Source organism: Massilia atriviolacea, assembly GCF_003953935.1.
In the GTDB taxonomy this organism is placed as follows: Bacteria; Pseudomonadota; Gammaproteobacteria; order Burkholderiales; family Burkholderiaceae_D; genus Telluria_A; species Telluria_A atriviolacea.
Window position 1 is genome coordinate 1 of record NZ_RXLQ01000045.1, and the last position, 5,772, is coordinate 5,772.

General features: G+C 62.1%; 3 protein-coding genes. 2 read left to right on the plus strand and 1 reads right to left on the minus strand.

The window, feature by feature from the left end:
- Positions 1 to 628: 628 nt before the first annotated feature.
- A complete protein-coding gene (locus EJB06_RS31325) occupies positions 629 to 1,981 on the minus strand; it encodes a DHA2 family efflux MFS transporter permease subunit (RefSeq protein ID WP_229427388.1) in 1,353 nt (450 codons plus the stop codon).
- Positions 1,982 to 2,446: 465 nt separating this feature from the next.
- Here EJB06_RS31325 and EJB06_RS31330 point away from each other — a divergent pair, with 465 nt between their 5' ends.
- A complete protein-coding gene (locus EJB06_RS31330) occupies positions 2,447 to 3,193 on the plus strand; it encodes an SDR family oxidoreductase (protein WP_126077946.1) in 747 nt (248 codons plus the stop codon).
- Between the two features lie 155 nt (positions 3,194 to 3,348).
- On the plus strand, positions 3,349 to 5,721 hold the full coding sequence (locus EJB06_RS31335; RefSeq protein WP_229427387.1) for a penicillin acylase family protein: 2,373 nt from the start codon (positions 3,349 to 3,351) through the stop codon (positions 5,719 to 5,721).
- Positions 5,722 to 5,772 lie beyond the last annotated feature (51 nt).

The window sequence follows — 5,772 nt, forward strand, 5'->3', positions numbered from 1 at the left end:
CCGATGATAGTGCTGCAACCAGTGTGAAAGTAGGTCATCGTCAGGCTAGTTATATGAGAAAGCCCCACCAGCCAACGCGCTCAATCGCGTTTCGTGCAGGTGGGGTTTTTTTTCGCCTGCTGGTACGCCCGTGCCAGGCAGCACAAAAAAATAGCCAGCATTGCTGCGGGCCATTACTCACTTCAATGCACCGGAGGACCACAGGAACGCCCCGGTCTTTGCCGCGTACGCCGCCAGTTGCGCCGCCGCCCGCGCATAGTTGTCGTCTACAGATGGTGCCCCCAGGGTGAACCCTTACCCTCAATGTGGAACGAGCCAGGGCGATCCCGGCGCGCGCTTCTTGCAAATCGCTCGGTCGTCTTCGAAAACGGACTTCCAGGTTTGTCGTGTAGGTTCCGACTTTCAAGGAAGACGTTGTCTTGAGATCCGCAACATAGCCGTCCCGATGCCTGTATGTTTCAAGCTTGGGAGAGATAATGCCAGCGCTATCGATGAAGGCGGAGTTGGCAAAAAATCAGTATGTCAGCACGAGAAATTTTCTACGAGAAAATTATTTGAGTCGACAAATAGACAGCGCACCTGTGGTTTGCCAACATCGGAAACCGGTGCGTACCGAGCGGTTTCATCGCTACAGCCTGAGCGCCGTACCGCGGCTGATACTTTCGCCATCGTTCTGTTGCAAGCGCCAGAAGGTCAGCGACGAAATCACGGTAATGATCGACAGTGTTGCAAACCCATGATGCAGCGCGCCGATCACCATGGTCCGGTCGGTTTGCGGCACATCGCCGAGGAACCAGGCGGTCACCAGCGATCCGGCAGCCAGCCCGAAACTCATCGACAACTGCTGGAACGAGCTCGACATCGTGCTGGCCATGCTGGAATCCTGGTCGTCGACATCGGCATACGCGAGCGAATTCATGCACGAGAACTGCAGCGAATTGAAGAACCCCTGCGTCAGCCCGAGCATCACGATCAGGACCAGCGGCGTGTCGGCGCCGACAAAGGCAAACAGGCCGATGGTCAGCCCGATGCAGACGGTATTGACCACCAGGATCTGGCGATAGCCGAAGCGCTGCAGCAAGCGTTGCGACACCAGTTTCATCGCCATTGCCGCGATTGCAGCCGGCATCATCAGCAAGCCCGATTTCCACGCCGGAAAACCCAAACCGACCTGGTACAGCAGCGGCAGCAAAAACGGCATTCCGCCCAGTCCCAGCCGGGTCAGAAAGCCGCCCAGCACGGCGATGCGGAAGGTGCGGATGCGAAACAGCGACAAGCGCAATAGCGGAAACTTCCTGCCGCGCGCATACAGGGCGTACCCGCCCAGCAAGCCCAGCGACGACGCCAAAATGGCTGCTGCGGTCAGTGGCGCCAGCGTGTGCTCTCCGAAAATTTCGAGGAACCACGACAGCAAGGCCGTCCCCGAGCTGAACAGGATCAGGCCGACCACATCGAGCGGACGCTGCTGCGCCGCGCGGTAATCGGGCATGTAGCGAAACACGAGGAACAGCGCAACCAGGCCGACCGGCACGTTGATGAAAAAAATGTAGCGCCACGACACCCAGTGCACGACCAGCCCGCCCACTGTCGGCCCCAGCAGCGGGCCGATCAGCGCCGGGATGATCACGAAGTTCATCGCCCCAAGCAATTCGGACTTGGGAAAGGTGCGGATGATGGCAAGGCGGCCGACCGGCATCATCATGGCGCCGCCCAGCCCCTGCAGCAAACGGGCGGCGATCATCATCGGCGCGTTGACCGCCAGGCCGCACAGGACCGATGCCAGCGTAAAGACCACGATCGCCACCGCGAAGACGCGGCGCGTGCCGAAACGGTCGGCCATCCACCCGCTGACCGGAATACCGACGGCCAGGCTGAGGATATAACTGGAGACGATCGATTTCAGGCTGAGCGGACTTACGCCCAGGCTGGCCGCGATGCTCGGAATCGCCGTATTGACGATGGTCGCGTCGAGCTGTTCCATGAACAGCGCGGCGGCGACCACCCACGGCAGATAGGTCTTGACGGATGCTTGACTCAGAGCATCCTCACATCGAGGTGCAAAGGATGATCGGACGATCGCGGCTGTGCGCGTCCCGTGCGCCAGTCGATCTTGGTGTTCGCCGTCAAACCCATTCCCCATCCCCAGACAAATCGTCCGGCAATGCTGCCGGTTTTCTTTTTTTAAGTTCCTCGATGCCGTGAGCAATCGCACGCGCACCTCGACGAATATTACACCTAACGAAAGCCACGAATTTTTCTTTTTTCCCACCAGGCACTGGCTCTGCTCCAAGCCCGCCCCAGCGGCGATCGGACCTCGATGGCGCGCCTCGCCGGCCGTGCTTGCACGCCTTGTAGAAACAGGCAATCCGGCGAGAGTCCTGTGTATTTCCGTGCGCACCCGGGATTTGTAAGATGCCTCACCTGTCCCCTACTCAAGGAGTTGCACATGTCCAGCCATCACCACCCCCTCCAGAAAGTTGTCCTCATCACCGGCGCCAGCAGCGGCATCGGCGCCGCCACCGCGCGCCTGCTCGGACGTCACGGATATCGCCTGGTGCTCGGCGCGCGCCGTGCCGACCGCCTGAAGGCCCTGGTTGCCGAGATCCGCAGCGAAGGCGGCGCAGCCGAGAGCTTCGCGATGGATGTGCGCCGCCTCGACGACGTGCACGCCTTCGTGGCGTTCGCGCTCGACGTGTACAAGCGCGTCGACGTACTCGTCAACAACGCCGGCGTCATGCCCTTGTCCAGGCTCGACGCACTCAAGGTCGATGAATGGAATCACATGATCGACGTAAATATCCGTGGCGTCCTGCACGGTATCGCCGCCGTCTTGCCCGTGATGCAGGAGCAGCGCTCGGGCCAGCTCATCAACCTGTCGTCGATCGGCGGCCACGCGGTCAGTCCCACCGCCGCCGTCTACTGCGCCACCAAGTTCGCCGTCGGCGCGATATCGGAAGGTTTGCGCCAGGAAGTCGGCGGCGATATCCGCGTGACCGTCATCTCGCCCGGCGTGACCGAGTCGGAACTGGCGGAAACGACTTCCGATCCGCTGGCGCGCGAGGCCATGCGCGACTTCCGGCGCGTGGCGATCGCCCCGTCGGCCATCGCCAGCGCCATTCGCTTCGCCATCGACCAGCCGGCCGACGTCGATGTGAGCGAAATCATCGTGCGTCCGACCGCCAGTCCGTACTGAGCCCGGCATGGCGCGCCATCCTTTTGTTGACTGCTCTCAATACGGCCAGGACCGGCATTCGTACGATTGCCTGTCGGTCATCCCGGCCGGTAAAGCGAAAGGGAGTCACCATGAGATGCGTGTTTACGGGGATAGGCCGCCACAGTCGGCTTCGATTGCGCGCACTGGCGCCAGGCCTGGCCGCGCTTGCCTTTGCCGGCTGCGGACGCAGTGACCAGGCGCCTGGCCTGCCGGTAGCGGCGCCGCCGCACTTCCATGCCGAACTGGCGCGTACGTCGCACGGCATCGCGCATATCCGCGCGAACGATTTTCGCGGTATCGGTTACGGCCTCGCCTATGCCTACGCACAGGACAATGTGTGCATGTTCGCCGATACCATTTTGACGGTGCGCGGCGAGCGCTCGCGCTTTTTCGGCGCGGATAAACCGGCTACCCCGGCGACGAACGGCGAATACGGCGCCAACAGCGACTTCATGAAACTCAATAACGAGGACAGCGATTTTTTCTTCAAGGGCTATCTCGATGCGGACCAGCTAAAAGCCGGCTATGCCGCCGGCAGCCACGAAGCGCGCGATCTGCTGACCGGCTATGCGGCCGGCTATAACCGCTATCTCAGGGATTACGCCGGGCGTTATCCTGCGGCGTGCAACAGGGCGCCTTGGGTCAGGCCGATTACGTACGAAGACATGATGCTGGTACTGGCCGAGAAAGCGCTGCATGCCTCCGGCCAGGTATTCGCGCAAGAGATTGTCGATGGCGCGCGCGAGGGCGGCATTCCACCAGCTGGCAAGGGCGCGCCGGTGACGGCCGGCGATCCCGGTTTTTTGCAGCGCCGGCTTGAGCGTTTGACCAGGGAGCAATTAGGAAGCAATGGACTTGCGCTGGGCAAGGATGTGACGGCGAGCGGGCGCGGCATCCTGCTCGGTAATCCGCATTACCCCTGGACCGGCACCGACCGCTTTTATCAGGCGCACCTGACCATTCCGGGGCGATACGATGCCATGGGCGTCATCCTGGGCGGCATTCCGATGATCGTCATCGGCTTTAACAAGGATGTGGCGTGGACGCATACCGTGACCCGCGCCGTCCATTTCACGACATTCAGGCTGGCGCTCGACCCTGCCGATCCGGGTGGCACCACCTATCTGTACGATGGTGTACCCGCCAAGATGACATCGAAGACGGTGAGCGTCGACAGCCTGCGGCCGGATGGCGGCATGGCCACGCGCAGCAAGACTTTCTATTTCACCAGGCAAGGCGTGGTGCTGGTCAAGCCGGAAGCCGGCATGAGCTGGTCGGCGCAGGCGGTGCACGTGCTGGCCGATGCAAACCGCCACAATACGCGCCTAATCGAACAATGGATCGGCTTGGGAAGCGCCCGCAATGTACGCGACATGAAAGCGTCGCTCGACACGATCGTGGGACTGCCCTGGGTGAATACCCTTGCCGCCGACCGCAATGGCCATGTGCTGTACGCCGACACGAGCCTGGTTCCCAAGGTCGGCGCCGCGATGTTCGCGTCGGATTGTCTGGTGCTGCCGCAGCTGCTGATGTTCGATGGCTCGCGCAGCGCGTGCGCCTGGGCGCATGACGCACGGGCGCCGGCGGGCGTGCATTCGCCTGTCGATGCGCCGTGGATGCTGCGCACCGATTATGTCGGCAATTCGAATGACAGCTACTGGCTGTCGAATCCGCGCGCCTTGTTGACCGGGCCGGCGCCGTTCGGCTATTCGCCGCTGTATGGGGCGGTCGGCGTGGCCCAGATGCTGCGCACGCGGATCGGATTCAGGCAGCTCGAAGATGCCCTGCTTGAGAAGCGGCTGCATATGGGCGACGTGCAGGAACTGGCGTTTGCCAATCGCGTGTATGCGGCCGAATTGATGCTTCCGGAATTGCTTCCCCTGTGCCGCGTTTCGGTCGATGTCCTGGTGGCGCAGGCATGCCGTGCGCTGGGTGCATGGGACCGGCGCGCCAATCTCGATAGCCGGGGCGCGGTGCTGTTTCGCGAGTTCTGGAATCGGGCATCGTCAATTCCGGACAAATGGGCGGTTCCGCTGGATGCGGCCGATCCGGTGAATACGCCGCGTGGCCTGGCGCCGGCGGCGGGACCGGCCATGCTGGCGGCGCTGAAGGAAGCGGCGCAGTACATGTCGGCGTTGTCGGTGCCGCTGGACGGACGCCTGGGCGATTATCAGAGCGATACGCGCAATGGCGTGCGGGTGCCGCTGCACGGAGCGGTCGGCGATATCGATGGCTCCTACAACTCCATTCATATGGAAACAGCGCTGCAGGCCGACGGCTATCACCAGATAGGATGGGGAACCAGCTACGTGCAAACCGTGACGTTCGACGAGGCGGGGCCGGTGGCGCAGGCGATGCTGCTGTACGGGCAATCGGTCGATCCGGCGTCGCCTTACCACGTCGACCAGTTGTCCTTGTATTCGCAGAAGACCTGGCCGCTGCTGCCGTTCAACCAGGGAAGCATCCGCGCCGATCCACACTACCTGGCGACGACATTATCAGAATAAGTCTTGCTACTCCGGGGAGGCTTTGCTATAGTTCGCCTCCCCGCAGAAACG